Origin of the sequence: Shimia sagamensis, from assembly GCF_900182745.1 — a bacterium.
Taxonomy (GTDB): domain Bacteria; phylum Pseudomonadota; class Alphaproteobacteria; order Rhodobacterales; family Rhodobacteraceae; genus Shimia; species Shimia sagamensis.
This window is the reverse complement of record NZ_FXTY01000004.1, coordinates 231,348-255,927: the sequence shown is the minus strand read 5'-3', so window position 1 is coordinate 255,927 and position 24,580 is coordinate 231,348. Positions and strand designations below refer to the sequence as shown.

Genomic DNA, 24,580 nt, shown 5'->3' with positions numbered 1-24,580 from the left:
AAACCGCAACGTCAGAAGGTCAATTGGCGGTCCTGCCGCAGGGTACGTTTAAGGCACTGCCTCCCCGGACATCGGCGTGTCCTGACTGAAGCTGTTGACCCAGGCCCCGTCACGCTTCTCCCATAAGGAACTCACCAACATGACCTCCCAATCCGTTTTGTCACTCCGCAGATAATCTGCCCGGTAAATCAACAACCCACAATCCGCCCCGGTGGCTCGCACTTGCACGTCGCTTAGCCGGTACTCGGCCACGGTTGCCCCGCCATCCAACTGGCCAGTATGCGCGTCTTTGCCCGCAAACCCATCCGGGTAGACGCCGATAAAATCCGCACTCAGCAGCGCGCCATCCGCATCACCATCTCCTGTCACCAGCGCGTCCCAAACCTGGGTCTCAAGCACCAGCAATGTCTCTTTCAAAGCATTCGGTTTTTCCATGCTGGCACCCTGCGGCGCGCCATGGCAGAAATCAACCCGAAGGCAGGGAGGCACCACATGAGCAAGAGTTTGAAACGTGTCCGCGCAGCGCTAGAAGCTGCTGGTAAAGACATCGACATCCGTGAAACCGACGGCGCGCGCACTGCACAAATGGCCGCCGTCGCCGTAGGATGTGAGGTGAATCAGATCGCCAAGTCGATTGTGTTCCAAAACGCAGACACAGGCGAAGTGGTTCTCTTTTTGACAGCCGGAGGCCGTCAGGTGGACAACAAAGCCGCCGAAGCTCTGCTTGGGGCGCCGCTCACCCGTGCCGATGCCACCGTGGTGCGCAAACAAACCGGCTTTGCGATTGGAGGGGTTAGCCCGGTGGGCCACCTCTCGCCCATCCAAGCGTTTATGGACACCCGGCTGTTGGATTTCGCGGAAATTTGGTCCGCTGCAGGCACACCAAACCACGTTTTTTGCCTGTCCCCGGCCAATCTTCAGCAGATTTCAGGCGCGATCACGGCCAACTTCAGCATTTAGACCATAAATTTTTCAACCTATTCACCAAGCAAATACAGGTAGTTACGCGGATAATGTAAAAACCTTTCACATTTCTACTTGCAATGTGGCCCCTTACTCCCAATCTTGGTAATGTGAAAGCGATTTACATACCGCTTCACAGAGACACAACAAAACAAACTCGGAGACAGTTATGACCCCTGCCGCAACCGCCCATACCGCCAACACCCAGCACCTCAGCTGGTTTGGCAAGAGCGAGGCCTGGCTGGACAGCAAAGGCAAAGGTGCCTGGATTGCCGCCATGGTTCTTGGCTTCGTGTTCTTCTGGCCCGTGGGCCTGGCCCTTCTGTTCTACATGATCTGGAGCAAAGATATGTTCAAAAAGTCCTCCCGCAACCGCAGCTGTTCACGTCGCATGCATGTGATGTCCTCCTCCGGCAACAGCGCCTTTGACAGCTACCGCGACGAAACCCTGCGCCGTCTGGAAGATGAGCAGAAAAACTTTGAAGACTTCCTGGAGCGTCTGCGCGCTGCCAAAGACAAATCGGAGTTTGACCAGTTCATGGACGAACGTGCCACCAAGGCCTCCGAGGAACGTCGCGAAACCGAAGACGCCTAAACGCACCATATCTGAGCAATCATGGCGCGGAAGTCCCCTTCCGCGCCGTTTTCTATCGAATGACGGCACCAACTTAATCGAGAGAGACATGAGCCACCGAACCTTTGCCCTGCCCGATCCGGACACCCAGTCCGAGTTTTACGAAGACGTGACCTTCAAGCGCTTTCTGGCGTGGCTGATCGACACCGGATTGGTCTTTGTCCTCTGTGTGCTGGTACTGCCATTCACAGCCTTCACCGGCATCTTCTTCTTTGGCGCTCTGCTGTTTGTCTTTGGCTTCGCCTACCGCGTCGTCACCATCGCCACCGGCTCCGCCACCTGGGGCATGCGCCTTATGTCGATCGAGCTGCGCCAATCAGATGGCAGCCGTTTTGAGCTAGGGTCGGCTTTCCTGCACACGGTCGGCTTCACCGTCTCCGTGATGTTCCCAATCCTGCAAATCATCTCGATTGTCTTGATGATCACCACGGACCGCAAACAGGGCCTGACCGATCATATAATGGGCTCCGTCGCCATCAACCGCGCGGCACGGTATTGATCACATATCACCACCGTCAAACGCAAAACGGGGGCCACTTGGCCCCCGTTTCTTTTTGTCTATCGCGCTTTGGTTCAGTTCCCAATCAAGTCCGGCAAGATCGTAACAATCGACGGGAAGTACCACAAGATCGCAAGGCCAAGCACCTGAATGAGCACAAAGGGAATGATGCCCTTGTAGATATGCCCGGTGGTCACCTCTTTTGGCGCTACCCCTCTGAGGTAGAAGAGCGCAAAGCCAAACGGCGGCGTCAGGAACGAGGTTTGCAAGTTCACCGCGATCATGATGGTCACCCACTTCGGATCAAACGTGCCGCCATAGATGACTGGACCGACAATTGGGATCACGATGTAGATAATCTCCAGGAAGTCGAGCACAAAGCCCATCACAAACAGCACCAACATCACGATCAGGAAGACTTTGAACTCGTTGTCAAACGACTTCAGGAAGCCCTGAATGTAATGCTCACCACCAAAGCTGATCACCACAAGGTTCAGAAGCTGCGAGCCGATCAGGATGGTGAACACCATCGAGGTCACTTTCGCGGTCTCCCGCACAATCGGAGACAGCACCTTGCCACGGAACAGAACCCAGCAGCCGAACAGCAGACCAAACATCGCAAACAGGTAGGTGCCTTTGGCCACAAAGAACGCAATCAGGTTCTCAGTGGAGACAACTTCCTGGTTGATACGCAGGTCAAAATTCACACCCACAAGGATCATGATGATCACAGCAAAGGTCGACCAAATGATGATCCCGCCAGAGCGACCTTCATCGTGCAGTCGACGATACGCCGCCAGCATGATCGCCCCACCTGCACCCAGCGCAGCCGCCGGAGTTGGGTTGGTGATACCACCAAGGATCGAGCCCAGCACAGCAATGATCAGAACCAGCGGTGGGAACACCACGCGCAGCAGTTCATTTTTGCCAAGCAGACCCGCGCCGTAGCGCACACCGTAAAGCGACATCGCCAAAGGCACCGCCAGGAAGATCAGCGTCCAACCCGGTGTGGTCACCGGCGTGATCAGGATGGCATCCACAGCCAGTGCCAGCACGATACCTGCGCCACCAATCAGCAACGGACGGGTGTCCGCGCTAGGGGAAACGCCCCGTGCAGTGGTCAGGATCAATGCCAACAGCAGGTAGCCAATTGCCAGACCAGAACCAATAGGCGCTGCCGCGGCAATTTTCCCAAGACGCAGCTCGGCACGCTCCTCATCGCTAAGCGCACGCGCTTCCGCAACACCACCAGCTTCGTCAATCGCCGTCTGCTCCGCAATCGCCTGATCCCAGGCAAGTTGCCCATGCAAGTCGATCATCGAGGCTTTACACTGATCTCCAACGCTGGTGCGCAGGCTCGCGGTTTGACCCGCATCCGAGAAGCTGTCGACTGTGACGTCTTGGGTGCCAATCAGATTGACCTGCCCCAAAAGGATCACAGCAGCAATCAAACCCGCCGGTACCGCAAGGAACCAAGTCATGCCTTCGCTACGTGTAATGGCTTCGCCGTTGGAGGCTCCCATTTCCACCGCGGGGGCTTCTTTGGGGTTAAACATCGCGTAACCAAAGGCATAGAGACCATAGAGCACCGCCAGCATGATGCCGGGGATCAAGGCTGCTTGGAACAATGTCCCAACAGACACAACCGCCGGTTCCCCTAGGAAGGTCAGCGCGTCAGAACACCCTGCCACCTGCGCACGGTTTTCCTGTGCCGCAGAGTAGAGGTCACCTGCCAACGTACCAAGTAGAACGATCACGATGGATGGTGGAATGATCTGACCCAGCGTACCAGAGGCCGCAATCACACCCGTTGCCAGCTTTGGGTTATACCCGTGCTTCAGCATGGTAGGCAGCGACAGCAAACCCATGGTCACAACCGTTGCGCCCACAATTCCTGTGGAAGCCGCAAGGAAGGCACCCACAACCACAACCGACACAGCCAGACCGCCTGGCAGCGGGCCAAAGACGCGCGCCATGGTGGTCAGAAGGTCGTTTGCAATCTTGGAACGTTCCAGCGTGATGCCCATCAGAACAAACATCACAACCGCCAACAGCGTTTCGATGGATTGACCGGCAAGCACACGCTCGTTCATCCGGTTGACCACAAAGCTGATGTTGCGGTTCATCGCCTGTTCCCAGCCGCCCGGGAACACAGATTCCGCCACACGTGGCAAATCTGGGTATCGGAAGACCGAGATCGTATCCGCCTTCACGCCCTGGGCGATCAGGTCGGCATACATTGCCGAACCACTGTCAATTGCTTGGTGCACTAGGATCCCGGCACTGTCGAGCGCCGCAATGATCCCAAAAGAGATAACCCCTGCCCCGCCAATGGCAAACGCCACCGGGAAACCGGAAAGAATGCCTCCGAAGAGGCAGAGAAAGACGATAATCAGGCCGATCTCGACCCCATCAAGTCCAAATAGCATTAGTTCTGCCCCTTAGATCAGTGTGTGCCTTCATAGGCTTCTTCGCCCTCGCCCAGCGTGTCGCGGTCGAGGTATTTACCAATGCTGCCAACGCCTTCTTTGAACTCAAGGTATGAGCGGTAGAAGAACGCGATGGCCTGCAAAAAGACCATGGCGGCAAAGCAAACAAGAAGCACTTTGAAGAGGAAATACGCGTTAAAGCCGTTGGGTGAGAAACCGATGGTCTCCACATTCCATTTCAGGATACGGGCCTTTTTCATCAGGATCTCAACCTTGTCAGACGCCGATACTTTTGGTGTCACAAGGTGGCGCCACATGAAGAACCAGCCGTACATCCAGGTCAGAACCGCAACCGGCATCATGAAGAAAATGGAGCCAAACATATCGATCACACGCTTTGCGCGGTGGCTGATTGCCGAATACACGAGATCCACGCGCACGTGGCCGCCCTGCACAAAAGTGTAAGTCGCACACATGCACACGATCATCGCGTTATACAGCTTCAGCTCTTCCGCCCACCAGCTCACGTCAAACGTCAGCCAGTCCACGCCGTAGATCAGTGAGATCTCAGCCACGGTGAAAATCCGCTGCATGAACACGATCACGATCTGCTGCAGCACCATCAACAGGCCTGCCCACGCAAAGAAGCGACCCACCGAATTGGCGAAGCCCTCCAGAACGCGCACGCATCCCCACATGAAATTGGGTCGCGCAATTCCAACCGCAGTAACGATCAAGAAAAGCGTGAACACCACAAAGAAAAACTCGACCGAGCCACCGTAATAAACAAATCGCATCAACGATTGTTTGTCCTCGGTGGTCTCCAGGCCTCCCATCCAGCTCAGCCACAAACCCGGATGTGTGATCGCGTATCCCGCGTTCACAAAGGCTTGGCCGATGTTGGAAAAGAACCAGACCAGACCGTCCAGCATTGTCCCCTCATCCCCTTATTGTTTTGGATATTTGACAGTGCTGCGATCCGCGCCCCGTCTTTTTGAAAAGGCCCCACGGAGTATCCGAGGGGCCAATTTCTTAGCTTCTCAAGGCCTTAGCCCATCACGCGGTCACGCTGTGCGCGGTAGAAACCTTCGGAGCGCACCAGCCAACCAGAAGACGCTTTCATGCTTTCTTCCACGGAGCCACGGACTTTGGCGAAGATTTCGTCGTCCATGTAGCCGTCCAGAGTCTCTTTGGACGCAGCGCCCATTGCATCCCAAACGCTGTCTGGGAATTCCAGAACCTTCACGCCACCGGCTTGCAGACGCTGCAGCGCCGCACCGTTGTTGTTCAGGAACTGAGACAGGTTCCACTGGTGTGTGGCTGCTGCGGCAGTTTCGATGATCTTCTGGTGTGCAGGAGACAGGCTGTCGAACACTTCGCGGTTGGTTGCGAGAGTCAAAGCAGCACCTGGCTCGTGGAAACCCGCTGTGTAGTAGAACTTGGTGATTTCCTGGAAACCAGCTTTTTCATCAGCCCAAGGACCAATCCACTCGGTACCGTCGATGGCGCCAGACGCCAGCGCTTGGTACACTTCGGAACCTGGAAGGTTCTGAACGGATGCGCCCATTTTGCCGAGCGCTTGACCGCCCATGCCAGGCATACGGAATTTCAGACCTTGGAAGTCTTCCGGACCGTTGATCTCTTTGGAGAACCAGCCACCCGCCTGTGCACCGGTGTTACCCGCCAGGAAGGATTTCAGGCCGAAGATTTCGCCCAGCTCATCATGCAGCGCCAGACCGTCGCCGTGGTGATACCAGTTCATCATCTCCTGAGCGGTCATACCAAACGGAGCTGCGGTGAAATACTGGTACGCAGGGTGCTGACCGGTGAAGTAGTAGTCAGCTGCGTGGTACATATCAGCCTGACCAGCGGTCACGGCGTCAAATACTTCAAATGCGCCAACCAGTTCGCCAGCCGCTTTGATCTCAACGGTCAAGTTGCCGTCAGACATTGCGGTGATGGTGTCTGCCGCGTGCTGTGCCGCGTCAAAAACACCTGCGAGGCCACGGCCCCAGGATGTCACCATTGTCAGTGTGCGCTTGCCAGAAGCAAATGCGGGTGCCGCCAAAGTGGTGGCTGCGGCTGCTGTGCCGCCGAGTGCAGACGTCTTTAGAAAAGAACGACGATCCATGTAGGTCTTCCTCCCAGAATTTTGTTCAGCTCAGGTCTCCCTCCAGAGACTCCAAGCGGATCGTTGAAGTGCGGCGAGCCTAGCCCTGCCCCTACGTAGAGGAAATACCCACTACCGCGTAGAAACCGACCAAATGGCCAAAAATCCGGACCAATTTGGAAAGTTAATTTTCCGCTCACGGAGCCGTTAGCGATAACGAAGTCGATTCTGACCTATGATTCGTCACCAAACTTCCGTAACGAATCGAACATGCGACCCATTTGGCCCTTCCTGCGACTGTCTTACGGTCAGAAGCTGTTTCTGCTGGCAACCGTGCCTTTGCTCTTGGCGGTTGCGGGCATTTCCGTGCTGGTGGCCAACCAATCCCGGCAATTGGCTGATCGAGAGATCCGCGCCCTTGAGGCGCAGCTCATCGAAGCCAAAAAAGCGGAGCTCAAAAACTACATCTCGATTGCTCGCACCGCTTTCATCAACATCTACGGTCGCGCTGCCCCGGATGACTACAAGGCCAAACTTGCAGTTACCCAAATCCTGTCCTCCATGCTCTATGGTCAGGACGGCTATTTCTTTGTTTTTGACTATGACGGCAACAACCTCGTTAGCCCGCGTCAAACCTACCTGATTGGCAAAAACTGGCGTGGCCTCACCGACCTCAACGGCACCGAAATCACCGACCCCCTCATCGAAATCGCCCGCTCCGGCGGCGGCTATCACAGTTTTGACTGGGCCAAACCCTCCACTCTCGAAACCGCTCGCATGGTCACCTATGTGGTCGGGTTGCAGGACTGGCAGTGGGCAGTTGGCACCGGCATCTTTATTGATGATGTGCTAGAAAGCGTCGCCGCCGCCCGCGCTGAAGTGGAAGAGCGGGTGCAACGCACGTCTTTCTATATTCTTGTGATCACCGTGGCTTGCCTGACTCTGGTGTTTCTGTCCGGCTTCTTCATCACCGTGCGCGAACGACGCTTGGCAGATGCCAAACTCAAGGCTCTGACCCAACGGGTATTTGATGCCCAGGAAGAAGAACGCGGCCGGGTCGCGCGTGAATTGCACGACGGTATCTCGCAACTTCTCGTAGGCGTGCGCTACGCACTCGACAGCGCCACACGTCGCCTCAAAAACGGCGACGACCGTGGATTGGAGTCGCTGGATAAAGGCGTCGCTCATCTTTCTGGTGCCATTCAGGAAGTCCGCCGCATTTCCCGCGACCTGCGCCCGGGCGTTTTGGATGACCTCGGCCTCGGCCCCGCCCTCAAGGCCTTGACCGACGACTTCTCAGCCCGCACCGGCATTGAAACGCATTTTAACACGGTGGTGTTCCGCAACCGCCTGGATCAGGATGCCAAGATCGCGCTCTATCGCATCGCCCAGGAAGCCCTGACCAACATCGAGCGCCACGCGGGGGCCACTACCGTCTCCATTGACGTGCGCGGCCATAAAAAAGGCGCAACTTTGCGCATCGCGGACAATGGCAAAGGCTTGCCACAAGAGAGGGACGCTTCTGCCCGAGGAGGTCTCGGCCTGCGCAATATGCAGGAACGCGTGGAGCAACTCGACGGCACCTTACGCATATTCTCCTCTCGCTCCGGCACCGTGATTGTGGCAGAAGTCCCGCTAAGTCACATCCTGACGCCCGAGACCGAGGGCAACGACAAGACCCGAAAGGCCAGCGCATGACCTCAGACACAACCATCAAAGTGATGATTGTCGACGATCACCCCATGGTGGCCGAGGGCATCGAATCCATTTTGGAAAGCTATGACGACATCACCGTGGTCGGCACCCTCTCCAACGGTCGCGAGGCGGTAGACCAGTTGCCTTTACTGAAACCGGATGTGGTGCTGATGGATCTCAATATGCCGGAGATCGGCGGGCTTACAGCCACCGAGATGCTGCTGGAGCTGGACCCTGACCTGCGCGTGTTGATCCTGTCGATGCACGACAGCCCCGAATACATTTCCACCGCGCTAAGCCACGGCGCGATGGGCTATGTGCTCAAAGACGTGCCCACTGACGAAATCAAAACCGCCATTGATGCCGTAATGAATGGCAAGAAATACCTTTGTACCGGCGCCAAAGGCTCGCTTGAGCCGTCAGAGGATGGTGCACGCGAACCGCTCACCAGCCGCGAGCAAACCGTACTGCTGCAACTGGCACAGGGCAAGTCCAACAAAGAAGTGGCCAACGAGCTCAATATCTCGGTGCGCACCGTGGAAACCCACCGCAAAAACATCAAACGCAAACTGGGTATCTCCTCCACAGCCGGCCTCACCCGCTACGCCATGGAACACGGCGTCCTGCAAGGCACCGGCGTCGGGCTTTAAGCCGCTATCGCCTCCCCAAAGAACACCAAATTCCCGTCGTTTTCCAACACGTGGAATTCCCGCTGTCCGTATGGCTGATCAAAGGGTGCCCGCACCCGTTCGTCCGGCAAACCGCTCAATGCTTCCTGCATATCCGCAAACAATGCATCGATGTCTTTGACGTCGATATAATGGGACGTCTCCCGGCCTTTCAGATCATTGCCGGGATCCACCTCAATCAAGCGCACCGCCACCGCTCCACATTGCAAAAACGCATAGTTTTCGGCCGCAAATCCAACTTCAAGCCCCAGAGCTTCGCAATAAAACGAAATTTGCCGTGCCAAAGTGCTGCAGGGAAGGAACGGTGTGATCTGTTTTAAACCGAATTTGCTCAATTTATTTCCTCAAATTTCACAAATCGACACCCCAACGCAACAAATGAAAAGAATTTATGCCCGGAGCGGTGTTTTTCTTTGGATTTCGCGGTTGACGCCGCGATGCAGCAGTCATAAGGTCCGATCCGAACACATTAAGTAACCCCACTTGAGGACATACACGATGCCAAGGCTAGTCGTCATTGTCGGAATAAGGCGCATGGGCCGGTAACGGACACCATAATGGTACCCCATGCGCCCTCGCTCAAAAGCGGGGGCTTTTTTGTGTGAGCTAGTAATGTCGTCGGTAACGGAGAGAATGATGACACGTCAGATGACCGGAGCAAAAATGGTAGTTCAAGCCCTGAAGGATCAGGGTGTGGACACAGTCTTTGGCTATCCCGGAGGGGCTGTCCTACCAATTTACGACGAGATTTTTCAGCAGAATGATATTCGTCACATTCTGGTGCGTCACGAGCAAGGCGCGGTACACGCGGCTGAGGGCTATGCCCGCTCCACCGGCAAGGTTGGTGTGGCGCTTGTCACCTCTGGTCCCGGCGCCACCAACGCGGTGACCGGCCTGACGGATGCCTTGCTGGACTCGATCCCAATCGTGGTTCTGACCGGCCAGGTTCCAACCTTCATGATTGGCTCTGACGCTTTTCAGGAAGCGGACACCGTGGGTATCACCCGCCCCTGCACCAAGCACAACTGGCTGGCCAAAGACACGGATACATTGGCAGAAACCCTGCACCAGGCTTTCCACGTCGCGCAATCCGGCCGTCCCGGTCCGGTGCTGGTGGACATTCCAAAAGACGTGCAATTTGCCAATGGCACCTACACCGCGCCAGAGAAATCCGACACAACCATTTACCAGCCGGAAACCAAAGGCGACATCACTGCCATCAATGAGCTGGTGGAAGCGATGGAAAAAGCCGAACGCCCGGTGTTTTACACCGGCGGCGGCGTGATCAACTCGGGCCCCAAAGCAAGCGCCCTGCTGCGCGAACTGGTGGAGGCCACCGGCATTCCGATCACCTCTACCTTGATGGGTCTTGGCGCCTATCCTGCGTCTGGCGAAAACTGGCTGGGCATGCTGGGTATGCACGGTCTTTATGAAGCCAATATGGCGATGCATGATTGCGATTTGATGATCAACATCGGCGCACGTTTTGATGACCGCATCACCGGCCTGATTTCTGCGTTTTCGCCGAACTCGATCAAAGCACACATCGACATCGACCCTTCCTCGATCAACAAGGTGATCAAGGCGGACATCCCGATTGTGGGCGACGTGGAAAGCGTTCTGACAGACATCCTGAAAGTCTGGAAAGCCCGCGGCCGCACCGTGAATCGCGACGCAATTGCCAATTGGCAAAGCCAGATCAGCGATTGGCGCAAGGTGGAGTGCCTGAAATACGTTCAGGAAGGCAAGATCATCAAGCCGCAATACGCCCTGTCCCGTCTTGAAGCGCTGACCAAAGAGCATGACCGCTACATCACCACCGAAGTCGGCCAGCACCAAATGTGGGCCGCACAGTACTTGGGCTTTGAAGATCCCAACCGCTGGATGACCTCCGGAGGCCTCGGCACCATGGGCTATGGCTTTCCGGCCTCCATCGGTGCGCAAGTGGCGCACCCCGACAGCCTTGTGATCAACGTGGCGGGCGAAGCGTCTTGGCTGATGAACATGCAGGAAATGGGTACTGCCATCCAATTCCGCCTGCCGGTGAAGCAGTTCATCCTGAACAACGAGCGCCTCGGCATGGTGCGTCAGTGGCAGGAGCTGCTGCACGGCGAACGCTACAGCCACAGCTGGTCCGAGGCCCTGCCTGACTTTGTGAAGCTGGCTGAAGCCTTTGGCGCAAAAGGCATCATCTGCTCTGATCCGGATGATCTGGACGACGCGATCATGGAAATGATCACCTACGACGGCCCGGTGATCTTTGACTGTCTGGTGGAAAAACACGAGAACTGCTTCCCGATGATCCCGTCGGGCAAGCCACACAACGAAATGCTTCTGGGCGAAGCCAGCACGCAGGGCGTTATTCAAGCCGGCGGCGCGGTGATGGTGTAAGGAGAGAGATCATGGCTGCTCTAAAAATCAAAAAAGGCTCCACGAGCCACTCCGCTTATAACCTACGTCCCAACTTCTCAGACGAGGTCGAAACCCACACTCTCGCTGTGCTTGTGGACAACGAACCCGGCGTATTGGCACGGGTGATTGGTCTCTTCGCCGGTCGTGGCTACAACATCGAAAGCCTGACCGTGGCTGAGGTTGATCACACCGGCCATCTATCGCGTATCACGGTTGTGACCACCGGCACGCCGCAGGTTATCGAACAGATCAAAGCACAACTTGGCCGCATCGTGCCCGTACATGCTGTGCATGACCTCACCGTCGAAGGCGCGTCTGTGGAACGCGAATTGGCCTTGTTCAAAGTATCTGGCACCGGTGACAAACGTGTCGAGGCCCTGCGTCTGGCAGACATCTTCCGCGCCAATGCCGTGGACAGCACGCTGGAAAGCTTTGTGTTTGAACTGACCGGCACGCCTGGAAAGATCGATGCCTTTGCCGACCTCATGCGTCCTCTGGGCCTGGTCGAAGTGGCCCGCACGGGTGTTGCTGCCTTGTCGCGCGGCTCAGAATAAAGCAAGCCACCACTGCATTCAAAAAAAGGGGCCGCGTGGCCCCTTTTCTTTTGTCTGGATATGCTGCGCTAACTAACCTTGCGCGCCTGCGCCGTTTTCCAATCAATGACTTCGGCTGTTTCGCTCGCGGCATCTGGTCCGTCCGCACGGTTGTCACATTCGGGCAAACGCAGAGCCGCCCGCAAGGCGCGCCCAAGCTCGCCGGTTTCAACGGCCATGGCCGCCTGCAACAGGTGATCCGCGAGTGGCGTCCCCGGCGCGAGCCTGCGCAGGTTACTCGCGCGTCGCTGCCGCCCTATCACCATAACATCAAATACCACCAGATCGCCCGCCGCCAGTTTCTCTGCGCCGCTCCCCAAAGCACCCGCATCTGTCTCGGCGGAAAAATAGGCCAAATCCGCGTGGTCCTCACACCAGATCACTGCCGTGCCACCAGTGTTGTCATGCCAAAGCACAACCCCGTTCATTCCATTCCCTCCCCTGAACTCGTTAAGTCCCGTGCACCAACGGGCCGACCTCAAATCCAGCCAACCCAAACTCCGTACCCCAACCTACAGTCAGTTTGGCCTCAACCCATGGCCCTTTTTGTGTCGGGGCTCTTGCAGGCTGGTGCCAATTTGCGCCACAGTGACGCTGATTAGCATCTAAAGTGACCGCGCCGAGAGTTTGCACACGTTCTGCGAGTCTTTCAATAACAAACACAGCCGGAGAGCCATTTGCCACAACCCGAGACTGTATCGACCAGCGAAACGCATCCTGCAGAGCTACGTCGAATGTTTGGGAGAAATCTGCGGGCGCTTTGCGCGCCGTACCGATCTGTCTCCGATTTGTGCCGGCAGTTGGGAATCAACCGCACGCAATTCAACAGATATCTATCCGGAGAGAGCTTTCCCCGGCCCGATGTGCTGCATCTGATTTGCCGGTTTTTCGATGTCGATGCCCGCATTCTACTGGAGCCGCTGGAGAGCCTCGATACCCGCCCCGGCGTGCTCAACCATCCGTTTCTCGCCAACAACGTCGGCAGCGGAATGCAAACCCTGACCGAAGACGCCTTCCCGTCTGGCTTCTACCGTTTCTCTCGAAAAAGCTTTGTCGAAAACGACTTGGTCATAGTGGGCTTGGTCTACATTTTCCGCGACGGACCATACACCTTTCTGCGAGGGTACGAACCGCGCCAAGCCATGAGCACACATGGCCTTCCAACCAATGGGCCTTTGCGGGAGTTTCGGGGCTACGTCTCCGCCCAGGAAGACGGCGTCTCCATCAATGTCGCTCACAGATACAATATGGCGGCGTCGTTTAATTACTTGGGCCGCGTTGCCGCCTTCAACAACGGCTTTTGGGCAGGCTACGCCGCCCGTCCAACCCGCGAAACTCTGCGGGGACGGGTCGTCGCACGTATGGTCTACGAACATCTGGATGCCCCACTGCGCGACATCCTGAACATTGCCCGCCAAACCGGCTACGTGGCACCAGAGGACTTACCAGAGTTCCACCTGCGCCAACTGATGCTGGACACACCTTTGACCTAACCGGCGCTTCCAAGGCATTCTCTGTCGCAGACAGACCGGACCTTTCAGCTTTCTCCCGTTTACCGTGCTCCTGTCAGCCACAGGAGCACGCCATGTCCCCCCTTAAGCCAAGTGATCCTCTCGATGCCGTGCGCCACCCCGTCGCCAGCGCAAATGGTCTACCCAACACTCACTACACAGATCCACAGGTGTTTTCAGAAGAGACCGACGCGCTTCTCAAATCCACCTGGGCTGGCCTTGCGGTCGCCTCCGACGTGCCTGAACCTGGTGATGCCGTCCCGCTCACTTTCCTTGGCATGCCCCTCCTGTTGCTGCGCGACAAGCATGGCGTTGTGCGCGTCTTCAACAACGTCTGCCGCCACCGCGGCATGATCCTTGTAGACGAGCCGCGCAAGATCGAAGGCGCAATCCGCTGCCCATACCATTCCTGGTGCTACGCCACCGATGGACGCCTCGTCACCACGCCTCACGTCGGCGGCCCTGGCCAAAACACCGATCCCAACATCGACCGTTCAACTCTTGGTTTGATCGAAATCTGCTCTCACATCTGGCACGATATTATCTTCATCAACATCACCGGCGACGCCCCTGCTTTTGAAGAGCAACACGCCGACCTGCTCTCCCGCTGGCAAGATTTTGACCAGCCGCACATCCATGGCGGTCGAGACAGCCGCTTCACGCTTGATGTCGCCACCAACTGGAAACTGGCGGTGGAAAACTACTGTGAAAGTTACCACCTGCCCTGGGTACACCCCGGCCTCAACAGCTATTCCCGTCTGGAAGATCACTACAACATTGTTGAGCCTGAACAATTCTCCGGCCAAGGCACCCATGTCTACCGCCAACTCACGTCTGAGGACGGCGCAACCTTCCCCGACTTCGCGGACCTGCCCACCTTCTGGGACCAAGGCGCCGAATACGTCGCTCTTTACCCCAACGTGCTCCTCGGTGCTCAGCGCGATCACGCCTTTGCTATCATCCTGGAACCACTGGCCCACAACCAGACCCGCGAGCACGTACATCTCTACTACGCCAGCAAGGACATAGACGGCGCCCTGCGCTCCAGCAATGCCGCCCAATGGAAACAGGTGTTCGAAGAGGACATCTTTGTGGTCGAAGGCATGCAGCGCGGCCGGTCCGCACCACATTTTGACGGCGGTCGTTTTTCCCCCGCCATGGATGCACCCACACATTGCTTTCACGTCTGGGTGGCCGCCCGCCTGCAATCGCACCGCGCCTCATGAATGGCCTAGAAACCCGCCTGCTTGCCGCCCACGCAGCAGGCGACAAATCTGCTTTGGTCACGCTCTACGAAGAAGCCGCAGCCGGTGCGGAAACCCCCGAAGCCCAAGGCTTCTTCCTCACCCAAGCCTACGTTTATGCGCTCGAAATTGGCCACGCCAAGGCGTCAACGCTACACCAGCGCCTCAAAGCCTCAGGCCGTGAAGCATGAGGCACCACCTCAGTACATTGTCTCTCGATAGCGCGCCTCAAGCTGTGCATCGAGCTTTGCCATTTCCTCTGCATCCTCCGGCGCCCCAGTGCTCTGATCCAGCACCATCTTGCTCAGTGAAGGCATCTCGCTCCGATCCTGTTGCGACGCGGGCTCCCACAGCTTGGAGCGCCGAAATGCCTTGGCACAGTGCAAAAACACCTCTTTCACCGACACCACAATCGCCGCGCGCGGCAGGCGCTCCTGCACCTCCATCAGCGCCATTATGTCCGGGTCCGTGGTCACCTGCGCCGTGCCATTCACTCGCAGCGTCTCATCAAACCCGGGTACCAGAAAGATCAGCCCCACATTTGGGTTCGCCACGATATTGATGAGGCTATCAATCCGATTGTTCCCCGGCCGCTCCGGGATCACCAGCGTGCGTGCATCCAGCACCTTCACAAACCCCTCAGGATCCCCGCGCGGTGTGACATCCGCCAGACCCTCCAGTGCCTGGGTGCCCAAACACAAAAACGGGGATCGCGCGATAAACGTGCGCGCGTGTTTGTCCAAATGATCAATGCACTTCTTCTGCGACAACGACTCCGGGTTGGGCGTTCTAAACACCTCCCGCAACCCCGCCACATCCGAAATCAGAAACTCCGGTTTCAACTCACGCATTTTAGGTGTCCTCAGCTTGCTTCCTCTGCACCCGCCGCTTTGATCAACGCGTACAGATGCCAACTGCCATGGCCCAGAACCGGCAGGCAAATCAACAATCCGAGAAACCCGGGCAGCAGCGCCAAAAACGTGACGCCCGCCACAATCGCCGCCCACATCAACATCACCACAAAATGGTTCTGGACATAAGCAAAGCTGGTGATCATCGCAGTCACAAAATCAATCTCTCGATCCAGCAGCAAAGGCAGTGATAAAACCGTGATCATGTAAAGCAGAAGCGCAAACAAGAACCCAATAATCGACCCCACCAACAGCATCACCAAGCCATTTGTGGTCGTGTAGATCTCAAAGGAACTGGACACATTGGTCATCGGTGCCAGCCCCAGGAACAGCGCAAAAATCATATGTGCAAGGAAGAACCAAAATAGAAACACAATGATGATGATCGCACAAATCGACGGCAATTGTCGCTTACTCTGCCGCCAGACCACACCCGCAATTTGTGGCCAGCTGATCTCCCAGCCGCGTTCCAGCCGCAGCGACACCTCATACAGCCCCACGGCGGCAAACGGCCCCAAAAGCGGGAAGCCAATCGCCGCAAAGGTCAGCCAATAGCTCTGCCCGCTGGCCACGGTTAACCAGGTCATCAGCCAACCGCCCAGCACATAAAACAGTCCAAACCCAATCCCGTACATCGGCTTGCGTACGAAATCCCGCAGACCAAGCTTCAGCGCTTGGCCCAGCATACTTATCCGCGCGTCCCCCATAGGCGGCGCGCCGTGAATGCGCTCGCCATTTTCGCTGCGTGCCGCAGAACGCTGTGTTTCGCTCACGGGTTTTCTAGGGCCGCGGTTTTCCTCCGCGCCCTCAATAGTCTCTTCAGACATTTGGCCTCCCTGCGCCTGCTCGCTCTTCCGCGATCAAAGCCGGTTTGCTGTCTTAAATCAAGCATTTGGAATGTGTGGTGGGCGTTTATGCGGCCACTGGGTCGCGGCATGGTAGGCCTCGGCAATCTCCAAGACCCGCGCATCTGTGCCCTTGGCCCCAATCATCTGCATCCCCATAGGCAAACCCGCCGCGTTAAACCCAACCGGCACGCTGATTGTAGGCAACCCCAAAAGGCTCGCAGGCACAACCACCTGCATCCAACGGTGATAGGTGTCCATCTCCACACCCGCAATTTCCTTGGGCCACTCCCACTCGGCTGGAAACGGAAACACTTGCGCGACCGGCAGCACCAAAACCTCATAGGCCTCAAACAGCTTTGCCACTGTCGCAAACCAATTGGAGCGCACCCGCGTGGCGTGATGCAATTCCATCGCAGACATCTGCATGCCCCTTTTGATTTCCCACTGAGCCGCGGACTTCAAGCGCGCCCGTTTGGTCTCATCCTCAAAAAGAACCGCCAGCTCGCCGGCCAATGCAAAGGCCCGCAAGTCACTCCAACTTTGGAACATGACTTCCGCATCAAACGGCGGCGCCACATCCTCCACCACAGCGCCAGCCTCTCGCAGCACGTCGAGCCCGTCCTCGCAAAGCGGCAAAATCCCGTCTTCCATCGGCATCGCTCCGCCCCAGTCCCCAAGCCAGCCAACCCGCGTACCAGCAACAGAACAGGCTTCCGGCAAGGTCCAGTCCTGCGCCGGCATATTAAACGGTACACGGGGTTCGGCCTCCGCCATCACCGACAACAGCAGCGCACAATCGCGTGGGCTGCGCCCCATTGGGCCAATAGTAGACAACTGCTGCCAGAAACTCTCCGCACCGACCTCTTTGGGCACCACGCCCCAACTGGGCCGAAACCCATAGACGTTGTTCCAGCCCGCCGGATTGCGCAGACTGCCCATCATGTCGCTGCCATCGGCCAGCGCCACCATGTTCATCGCCAACGCCGCCCCCGCTCCACCGGAACTGCCACCCGCTGTGCGGCTTGCGTCATAGGGGTTCAGTGTCACCCCATGCACCGGATTATAACTGTGTGACCCCAGCCCAAACTCCGGCACATTGGTCTTCCCAATAAATATTGCTCCGGCATCCCGCATCCGCGCGACAAAAGCACTGTCGCTCTCTGCAATCGCGTTTGCAAATAACGGGCTGCCCTGTGTTGTGCGCATGTCCTTCACATCGGCGAGTGCTTTCACCGCAATCGGCACCCCGTGCAAGGCTCCCCGCGCGTCAACCGGCACCAAATCGGCCGTCCGTGCCTCTGCCATCAACACCTCAGAATCGCGCAGATCGACAATTGCATTCACCGCCGGATTGCGCGCCTCAACCCGCGCCAAAGTCGCCACCATCACCGCCTCCGCGCTCAGATCACCACCCCGCAACGCCGCAGCAAGTTTGCCCGCATCCCACTCCAGAAATTCCGCCATACCGTGTTCCTCCTCCGCCAAAGAGGATCATGAACAGGTTAATCACACAAGCTTTCCACCAAACAAAAAGCGCCCCACCTTTCGGTGCAGCGCTTCCGCATTCTCATTCCCAAAATATCCTGGGGGTGTCACATCCGTGATGGGACGGGGGCAAAGCCCCCCACTTTCTTAGTCCTCAGACTGCGCATCCGCGCGGCTCATGCCCGCCACATCCATCGCCAGCGTGGCCGCCATCAACCCGTCCAGATCACCGTCAAGCACCCCTTTGGTGTCGCTGGTCTCAAAGCTGGTGCGCAGGTCTTTCACCATCTGATAAGGCTGCAACACATAAGAGCGGATCTGGTTGCCCCAACCCGCGTCCCCCGCGTTTTCATGCACCTCGTTCACCAGCGCCGAGCGCTTGTCCAACTCGATCTGATACAACCGCGACTTCAGCGCTTTCATGGCGATATCCCGGTTCTGGTGCTGCGATTTCTCAGAACTGGTCACCACAATCCCGGTCGGGTGGTGAGTGATCCGCACCGCGGAGTCGGTGGTGTTCACGTGCTGACCACCAGCACCAGAGGAGCGATAGGTATCAATCCGGATGTCGGCGGGGTTCACTTCAATCTCAATGTTGTCATCCACCACCGGATAGACCTTCACCGAGGTAAACGACGTATGCCGCTTGGCAGCGCTGTCAAATGGCGAAATCCGCACCAATCGGTGCACGCCGCTTTCTGACTTCAACCAGCCATAGGCGTTGTGCCCGGAAATCTTATATGCTGCGGACTTGATACCCGCTTCTTCGCCCGCGCTTTCTGCCTGAAGCTCGACCTTGTAGCCTTTTTTCTCCGCCCAGCGCACATACATCCGCGCCAACATGCTGGCCCAGTCGCAGCTCTCTGTGCCGCCGGCGCCGGAGTTGATCTCAAGGAAGGTGTCGTTGCCATCCGCCTCACCATCCAGCAAGGCTTCCAACTCTTTCTCCGCCGATTTTACCGCCAACGCCTTCAGCGCCTCTTCGGCCTCGGCCACCACCTCGTCATCCTCTTCCATCTCGCCCAATTCAATCAGCTCGATGTTGTCGGACAGGTCGGTCTCGATGGATGTCACAACCTCCATCGCGTCCACCAAGGTTTGACGTTCCCGCATCAGCTTTTGCGCCGCTGCCGCATCATCCCACAAATTGGGATCTTCCACCCGCGCGTTGAACTCTTCGAGCCGATACGGCGCAGTTTCCCAATCCAAACGCTGGCGCAACAGGGTCAGGGATTTTTCGATCTCTGTGACAGTGTTCTGTGCTTCTGCGCGCATGGGAAATGGCCTTTCATGGGGTCAGATCAGGGTGATAGCGCAGCCCCGCCTGCCCCGCAAGAGACGACGCACGGCCAGGCGCTTTGCCGGCCGTGCGTTACATAACATTGATGGTCAGAGGTGGTGTCGTTTAGGCCGCCCGCGAAGCCTGGCTTCCGATATCGTCTGACGTCACCTTAAACACCGACACTTGAGAGGCCAACTCACTGGCATCACTGTGCAGCACAGTGCTCGCCGCGGCGGTCTCTTCCACCATGGCTGCGTTCTGTTGGGTCACACGATCCAACTCAGCAACACCCTTGTTGATGCCGGTCAGGGTGGTGGCCTGACGTTCCGCGCCATCCGCAATGCCACTCACACGTTCAGATACCGTGGCAACGCCGCTGATGATCTTATTCAGCTCGTCCCCGGTGCGGCCGACAAGCGTCACGCCTTCGTCCACATGGGTTGCACTTTCGTTGATCAGCTCTTTGATCTCAGACGCCGAGTCAGACGAGCGCTGCGCCAAGGCCCGCACTTCCGAGGCCACAACCGCAAAACCACGCCCGGCATCACCGGCCCGCGCCGCTTCCACACCAGCATTCAACGCCAGAAGGTTGGTCTGGAACGAAATGTCATCAATCACCGAGATAATCTGCGAGATTTTGTCCGACGAGGCCTGGATCAACGACATCGCATCCACCGCCTGTTTCACCACTTCACCGCTGGCCAGCACTGTCTGTTTGGTGCCTGCGACGATGGTTTCTACATCTTTGGCGCCTTCCGCAGCGGCACTCACACTTGCGGTCAACTCTTCCATCGCATGGGCGGTCTGCTCCAGCGTGGAGGCTTGGCTTTCGGTGCGGGTCGCCAAAGAGGTCGAGGAATCCCCAATCTCTTTGGAACTGCTCCGAATGCGGTGAGAGTTTTCCACGACAGCTTCCATGATCGAAACCAACGTCACCAGCGTGTTGTTGTAGTTCTCACGCAGTGGTTCGTAGCCTTGCGAAAACTGCTGATTGATCGGATGAGTCAAATCGCCTTCCGCCAGTCGCTGCAACGCGGCGGTCAGAGCTTCAACCACTCGGTCCTGCTCCAGCTGTGCCAGCTTCTGTTCCTGTTCCACCTCATGTGCTTCGGCAAGCTGCACCTTTAGACCATCAACCGCACGGGAAATCCCGCCAATCTCGTCGCCGCGTTCCACGTGTTTTGCAGGCGTGTCATACTTTCCGTCAGCAATATCACGTACCACATGCCGGACATCTTGCAGTGGAAGGGACACAACTCGTCGGATGACCCAAGTACATAAAGTACACATCACAAGGAATGCCGCGCCAGCGATGGCAATAGAGAGCAAATTGGCCTCTCTGGCTTGCGCCAATGCCTGATCCGGAGACCAGATGATCGCTACACTGCCCGAAATCTTGCTACCGTCTTTGCCACTGCGCGCAGGTACGGCAATGGTGTAACCACTTTCCGACTGAACCGTCTCGCCGCTTTCCAGCGCCTGTTTGCCCAATAATTCAGCTTCCGCGAGGACCTCCGAAGCCTGTGTGCCGGAAAACGCCAATGCTTCGCCTGCTTTATTCAAGGCAACTGCGTAGACGGCTTGTCCTTCTGCACGTTCAATCACTGTGTCCAAAGTAGCCTGCACGGACTCAGTATCTGCAAATCGTATCGCGCCACTGGCATTTGCCGCGGTCGAGCCAGTCACTTCCATAGCCAGTTGCATCAACCCGCTCTGAATGGATTCCGTGACCAACCGATGAGATTTCACAGTGAGCATTGTGGCCACGATCAATGTCGTCCCCACAATCAAAACAGTCACTTTCAGAAACACAGATAGCTTATCAAAAAACGCCAAAATCGGAGAAAAGAGTCTCATAATCTACTCCCAAAAAGGAATGCGATCCCACAAGGGGATCGCCTAAATTTATTCCAGCGTTTCAGCGTCAACACCAACCGTCAGCGCGCCGATACCTGCGCCCGTATCAGGGTCAACAATGGTCATAGATATCTGCACTTGATAGGTCCGAGTCGAGTCATCCAGTTCCACTTCGCTGAAGTGATACGCATCCGGACCAACGCTATACGTGTCCTGATATTTGGCTTCATCACCTTGCCACATGTCGGAGTTTACACCCGAGGCTGCAACGTTCAGACCAACCGAATCCATGATAACAACTTCGGTGATCTGCCCAGCCGACTTTTCTACCTGCATGCGCAAGAAATCCGCCGCGGCGTTCTCAATTACTGGGGTGATGGTTGGCGTGCTAGCCGCGCCCACTTCAGCACGCCAAGTGGTGTCCATCTGATCGATGGTCGCTTGATCATAGCCGGCAGTGGTTTCGTTTTGCGCCTTGATGGCGGCGACCAACAAAGGATCATGTGCCCAAGAACGAATGCTGTTTTCGAGGAAAGATGCCATTGCTGGCTCGTATTCGTTGGCAACGACTGGTGTCGCGGCTAGGGCGGTCAAAACCGCAAATGTGGTTCGTTTCATTGGAGGAGTCCTTGCTAGGCTGTATAGTTCCCGCATTTTCATAAGACCCAAGTCTTTCCCCTGCGTTAATGTCCCCAAATTCGCCGCCCGCTCGAGGTCCAATCCAAAAAAAACGGAGACCACAAGTGGCCTCCGTTCCAACTTCTCAGATTATGTAAATGTCGGCTTTTAGTACAACCCACCCGAACTTACGGTTCCAAAGTCCGCCTTTGGCCCCACAACCCCAGTCCCGCCGGAGGATGTGGTCACCTGACGACCAGCTGATTGCACCTCTTCCACAAGCGGCAGGTTGCTGCCCATGGCAAAACCACCGTCATAGGCGATCCCAAAAATTGGCTCTTCCCCATCCCGGAAATACTCCGCCACCACAGTGGCCCCGTTGGCATCATTGCCCAGCCGCGCACCGGTGTAGCGGTCGATTTTGATGAAGTGGCCACCCGGCGGTACGCGGAATTTCCCGCCACCGTATTTCTTGATCGCCTCTTCCATGAATTCTTGGAACACCGGCCCGCACGTTGTACCGCCATAGGTGCCACGGCCCAAAGGACGGGGCCGGTCATGACCAATGTAGCAGCCAGCGACGATGTTGCTGGTAAAGCCAATAAACCACACGTCTTTGGCCTCGTTGGTGGTCCCGGTTTTGCCCGCCACCGGCACCGGCAGCTTGATCTGGCTGCTCGCTGTGCCGCGCGTAACCACGCCCTGCATCATCGAGGTCAACTGATAGGCGGTGATCGCATCCATCACCCGCTCACGATTGGTGACAATCCGCGGCCCACGGCTGTCCGGAATAGACGGGTCCAGACAATCCGTGCACGCGCGCTGATCGTGGCGATAAATCGTCTTACCGTACCGGTCCTGAACGCGGTCCACCAAGGTCGGCTCCACACGCTCGCCACCATTGGCAAACATCGCATAGGCCGCCACCATCTGATACAGCGTGGTTTCATCCGCACCCAGCGAGTTTGCCAGAAACGCGCCCATGTTGTCGTAGACCCCAAACCGCTCCGCATAGCGTGCCACGGTTTCCATCCCAACTTCCTGTGCCAAACGAATGGTCATCAGGTTCCGGCTCATTTCAATGCCGGTCCGCAGCGGGGTTGGGCCATAAAATTTGTTGGTCGAGTTCTTCGGACGCCACACACCTTGAGGCGTGTTGATCTCAATTGGCGCGTCAATCACGATGGTCGCAGGGCTATAGCCACTGTCCAGCGCCGAAGCATACACAAACGGCTTAAAGCTTGAGCCTGGCTGACGTTTCGCCTGTGTCGCACGGTTAAACACCGTGTCCTGATAGCTGAAACCACCTTGCATGGCGATCACACGGCCGTTGTTCACGTCCATCGCCATAAAGCCGCCCTGCACCTCCGGCACCTGCCGCAACGTCCAGCGGATAAAGCTGCCATCGTCGTCCTTGGTCATCGCCCGCACCAGCACCACATCACCTTTGGAGACCAGATCCCCGGCCACCTTGGCTTTACTGGCCAGCGAACCGTCTTCGCGACGTTTACGGGCCCACTGCGCGTCTTTGGCGGGAATCCAGTGACCGTCCGTGTCCTCATCAACGCCTTCGATGCCGACACGCACGTCTTTGTTGCCAACCTCCAGCACCACTGCCGGGTGCCATTGGCCTTCAAGATCCACATCCCGTGGGACCAACACATTGGCCAGCGCCTCGCGCCAAGTCGCCTCATCCCCCAGAACCTCTTCCGGCAGCACTTCGCCCGTGCCACGCCAGACGCCCCGCGAACGGTCATATTTTTCCAACGCCCGACGCAGCGCTTTTGCCGCCACATCCTGCATTTCCGGATCTTCGGTAGAGCGCACCGCCATACCGCCAGAGAAGAACTCATCTTCGCCAAAGTCACGGCTCAACTGACGCCGGATTTCATCGGTAAAGTAATCTCGTGGGGGCCGCGTGGTGCGATAGCTCTCATAGTCGCCATTCTGAACAGATTTCAGCGGCAACTCTTTTTCGCTTTCATAAATGGCCTGCGTGATCACACCGTTCTCAGCCATCTCTTTGAGCACAAAGTCACGCCGCGCCTTCACGCGCTCTTTGTTGCGCACTGGATGAAACTTACCTGGCGCTTTGGGCATCGACGCCAAGGTTGCCGCCTCATGTGGCGCCAACTCTTCCAACGTCTTGTTAAAATACGTCTGTGCCGCCGCCGCGACCCCGTAAGAGTTTTGCCCGAGGAAAATCTCGTTCATATACAGCTCAAGGATCTGATCTTTGGACAGCGTGTCTTCCACCCGCGTCGCCAGGATGATCTCTTTGATTTTGCGCTCAATTTTCCGATCGCCGGACAACAGGAAGTTCTTCATCACCTGTTGCGTAATGGTGGACGCCCCGCGCACGTTGGAGCCACGCGACTGCACCGCCTCCACTGCCGCCGCCGCAATACCTCGCGCGTCATAGCCGGAGTGGGTGTAGAAGTTCTTGTCTTCCGCCGAAATAAACGCCTCTTTCACCAAATCCGGGATTTCATCCGCTGGCACAAACAGACGGCGCTCTTTGGCAAATTCATCAATGATATGCCCCTCACCCGAGTAAATCCGGCTGATGGTCGGCGGCTTGTACTGCGCCAGGCTCTCATGACTGGGCAGCTCCTGGCCGTAAATCCAGAACACCGCCCCAATAGAGAGCGCCACAACGGCAATGCCCATGGTCACAAAAGTGAAAATGGTACCGAAGAACGAAAGGATGAATCGTATCACGCTGGAGGCCTTCTGAAGTCGCGTCTTAAGGCCCCTCTATATAGAGGCCCTTGGGCGGGGTCAAAACACCTTGCTGCGA

At 56.9% G+C, this 24,580-nt stretch carries 23 protein-coding genes; 10 read left to right on the top strand and 13 right to left on the bottom strand.

The window, feature by feature from the left end; translation table 11 throughout:
• Positions 1-48 precede the first annotated feature (48 nt).
• The gene (locus QOL67_RS12065; RefSeq protein ID WP_283426218.1) at positions 49-435 is read right to left on the bottom strand and encodes a nuclear transport factor 2 family protein; all 387 of its coding nucleotides are present in this window, start codon (positions 433-435) and stop codon (positions 49-51) included.
• A gap of 57 nt (positions 436-492) precedes the next feature.
• Between QOL67_RS12065 and QOL67_RS12060 the strand changes: the two genes are divergently transcribed.
• The 3 genes from QOL67_RS12060 (at position 493) to QOL67_RS12050 (ending at position 2,096) form a co-directional block, all read left to right on the top strand.
• The gene (locus tag QOL67_RS12060) at positions 493-960 is read left to right on the top strand and encodes a YbaK/EbsC family protein (protein WP_283426217.1); all 468 of its coding nucleotides are present in this window, start codon (positions 493-495) and stop codon (positions 958-960) included.
• A gap of 172 nt (positions 961-1,132) precedes the next feature.
• Entirely contained in the window at positions 1,133-1,558 is a 426-nt protein-coding gene (locus QOL67_RS12055; protein WP_283426216.1) for a DUF2852 domain-containing protein, read from the top strand.
• Positions 1,559-1,646: 88 nt separating this feature from the next.
• Positions 1,647-2,096 (top strand): RDD family protein, encoded by a 450-nt coding sequence (locus tag QOL67_RS12050; RefSeq protein WP_283426215.1) that lies wholly within the window; start codon positions 1,647-1,649, stop codon positions 2,094-2,096.
• A gap of 74 nt (positions 2,097-2,170) precedes the next feature.
• Here the strand turns inward: QOL67_RS12050 and QOL67_RS12045 are convergent, their stop codons facing one another.
• The 3 genes from QOL67_RS12045 to QOL67_RS12035 form a co-directional block, all read right to left on the bottom strand.
• On the bottom strand, positions 2,171-4,525 hold the full coding sequence (locus QOL67_RS12045; protein ID WP_283426214.1) for a TRAP transporter large permease: 2,355 nt from the start codon (positions 4,523-4,525) through the stop codon (positions 2,171-2,173).
• Positions 4,526-4,542: 17 nt separating this feature from the next.
• Entirely contained in the window at positions 4,543-5,457 is a 915-nt protein-coding gene (locus QOL67_RS12040) for a TRAP transporter small permease subunit (protein WP_283426213.1), read from the bottom strand.
• A gap of 116 nt (positions 5,458-5,573) precedes the next feature.
• A complete protein-coding gene (locus tag QOL67_RS12035) occupies positions 5,574-6,656 on the bottom strand; it encodes a TRAP transporter substrate-binding protein (RefSeq protein ID WP_283426212.1) in 1,083 nt (360 codons plus the stop codon).
• 249 nt (positions 6,657-6,905) lie between these two features.
• Between QOL67_RS12035 and QOL67_RS12030 the strand changes: the two genes are divergently transcribed.
• Positions 6,906-8,333: a cache domain-containing protein gene (locus QOL67_RS12030; RefSeq protein WP_283426211.1), complete on the top strand. Its 1,428-nt coding sequence runs from the start codon at positions 6,906-6,908 to the stop codon at positions 8,331-8,333.
• Positions 8,330-8,980 (top strand): response regulator transcription factor, encoded by a 651-nt coding sequence (locus QOL67_RS12025; RefSeq protein ID WP_283426210.1) that lies wholly within the window; start codon positions 8,330-8,332, stop codon positions 8,978-8,980. Before QOL67_RS12030 ends, QOL67_RS12025 begins: the two co-directional genes overlap by 4 nt.
• On the opposite strand, the gene QOL67_RS12020 is transcribed toward QOL67_RS12025, so the two are convergent.
• Complete coding sequence (locus QOL67_RS12020; protein WP_283426209.1) at positions 8,977-9,354, bottom strand: bleomycin resistance protein; 378 nt, start codon at positions 9,352-9,354, stop codon at positions 8,977-8,979. The genes QOL67_RS12025 and QOL67_RS12020 overlap by 4 nt on opposite strands.
• Before the next feature lie 301 nt (positions 9,355-9,655).
• Between QOL67_RS12020 and QOL67_RS12015 the strand changes: the two genes are divergently transcribed.
• Together QOL67_RS12015 and ilvN are read left to right on the top strand one after the other, a co-directional pair.
• Positions 9,656-11,410, top strand: a complete 1,755-nt coding sequence (locus tag QOL67_RS12015) for an acetolactate synthase 3 large subunit (RefSeq protein WP_283426208.1) — start codon at positions 9,656-9,658, stop codon at positions 11,408-11,410.
• Between the two features lie 11 nt (positions 11,411-11,421).
• Entirely contained in the window at positions 11,422-11,985 is a 564-nt protein-coding gene (ilvN, locus tag QOL67_RS12010) for an acetolactate synthase small subunit (protein WP_283426207.1), read from the top strand.
• A gap of 68 nt (positions 11,986-12,053) precedes the next feature.
• Here ilvN and QOL67_RS12005 read toward each other — a convergent pair whose 3' ends face one another.
• A complete protein-coding gene (locus QOL67_RS12005) occupies positions 12,054-12,452 on the bottom strand; it encodes a hypothetical protein (RefSeq protein ID WP_283426206.1) in 399 nt (132 codons plus the stop codon).
• 306 nt (positions 12,453-12,758) lie between these two features.
• Between QOL67_RS12005 and QOL67_RS12000 the strand changes: the two genes are divergently transcribed.
• From QOL67_RS12000 to QOL67_RS11990, 3 genes are all read left to right on the top strand, one after another.
• Positions 12,759-13,517 (top strand): helix-turn-helix domain-containing protein, encoded by a 759-nt coding sequence (locus QOL67_RS12000; protein ID WP_283426205.1) that lies wholly within the window; start codon positions 12,759-12,761, stop codon positions 13,515-13,517.
• A gap of 92 nt (positions 13,518-13,609) precedes the next feature.
• Complete coding sequence (locus QOL67_RS11995; protein WP_283426204.1) at positions 13,610-14,761, top strand: aromatic ring-hydroxylating oxygenase subunit alpha; 1,152 nt, start codon at positions 13,610-13,612, stop codon at positions 14,759-14,761.
• Positions 14,758-14,970 (top strand): hypothetical protein, encoded by a 213-nt coding sequence (locus QOL67_RS11990; RefSeq protein WP_283426203.1) that lies wholly within the window; start codon positions 14,758-14,760, stop codon positions 14,968-14,970. The genes QOL67_RS11995 and QOL67_RS11990 overlap by 4 nt, the downstream gene beginning before the upstream one ends.
• Before the next feature lie 9 nt (positions 14,971-14,979).
• Here the strand turns inward: QOL67_RS11990 and QOL67_RS11985 are convergent, their stop codons facing one another.
• From QOL67_RS11985 to QOL67_RS11955, 7 genes are all read right to left on the bottom strand, one after another.
• Positions 14,980-15,630 carry a pyridoxamine 5'-phosphate oxidase family protein gene (locus tag QOL67_RS11985; RefSeq protein ID WP_283426202.1) on the bottom strand — a complete coding sequence of 217 codons (651 nt, stop codon included), beginning with the start codon at positions 15,628-15,630 and terminating at the stop codon, positions 14,980-14,982.
• An 11-nt stretch (positions 15,631-15,641) separates the two neighbouring features.
• A complete protein-coding gene (locus QOL67_RS11980; protein WP_283426416.1) occupies positions 15,642-16,397 on the bottom strand; it encodes a DUF2189 domain-containing protein in 756 nt (251 codons plus the stop codon).
• Positions 16,398-16,574: 177 nt separating this feature from the next.
• A complete protein-coding gene (locus QOL67_RS11975) occupies positions 16,575-18,002 on the bottom strand; it encodes an amidase (protein WP_283426201.1) in 1,428 nt (475 codons plus the stop codon).
• Positions 18,003-18,170: 168 nt separating this feature from the next.
• The gene (prfB, locus tag QOL67_RS11970; protein ID WP_283426200.1) at positions 18,171-19,298 is read right to left on the bottom strand and encodes a peptide chain release factor 2; all 1,128 of its coding nucleotides are present in this window, start codon (positions 19,296-19,298) and stop codon (positions 18,171-18,173) included.
• Positions 19,299-19,428: 130 nt separating this feature from the next.
• The gene (locus QOL67_RS11965) at positions 19,429-21,162 is read right to left on the bottom strand and encodes a methyl-accepting chemotaxis protein (RefSeq protein ID WP_283426199.1); all 1,734 of its coding nucleotides are present in this window, start codon (positions 21,160-21,162) and stop codon (positions 19,429-19,431) included.
• A 48-nt stretch (positions 21,163-21,210) separates the two neighbouring features.
• A complete protein-coding gene (locus tag QOL67_RS11960) occupies positions 21,211-21,780 on the bottom strand; it encodes a hypothetical protein (protein ID WP_283426198.1) in 570 nt (189 codons plus the stop codon).
• Positions 21,781-21,948: 168 nt separating this feature from the next.
• Positions 21,949-24,501, bottom strand: a complete 2,553-nt coding sequence (locus QOL67_RS11955; RefSeq protein ID WP_283426197.1) for a penicillin-binding protein 1A — start codon at positions 24,499-24,501, stop codon at positions 21,949-21,951.
• Between the last annotated feature and the right edge of the window lie 79 nt (positions 24,502-24,580).